General features: G+C 51.9%; 1 pseudogene. It reads left to right on the top strand.

Going from position 1 to position 441, the window contains the following annotated elements:
- Window positions 1-441 (top strand): annotated as a pseudogene (locus ACTHTU_RS11360) (DUF3683 domain-containing protein); the annotation flags it as partial.

Consider the following 441-nt stretch of genomic DNA (forward strand, 5'->3'; position numbering starts at 1 on the left):
ACGTTCTGCACCAATGCTGTTTGAAGTATGTTGCGATATTTGGGTGGTCGTGCGCAATCCGTATCTGTTCGCTGACGTGCTGGAGCACCCAAAACACCGCGCCACGTTGGTACGCGAAACGCACCACCGCTTAAATGAAATCCGCAACCTCTGAGACGATAATCGGCAAGTGGATGTCTTGGTGGTCGCAGCAGAAAAAGCAGTCGAGCGTTTTGATAGCAGTTTTGATGAAACCAGCCAAAAACGCCATCAGATTTTGGAACGCTTAAGCAAAACCACCAAGCCGCACAACATCATGTTTGACGGCTTGGCGCGCGTAACGCACGTTACCGGTGCAACCGACTGGCGCGTGGAGTATCCGTGTGTCGTCGTCAAGCCTGATACCGGGGCAGAAATTGCGCCTTTGGTGCGCGCCTTAATCGAGTTGGACTTGGTTATTAT

This window comes from Neisseria sp. P0020.S005 (assembly GCF_051957055.1).
In the GTDB taxonomy this organism is placed as follows: domain Bacteria; phylum Pseudomonadota; class Gammaproteobacteria; order Burkholderiales; family Neisseriaceae; genus Neisseria; species Neisseria subflava_A.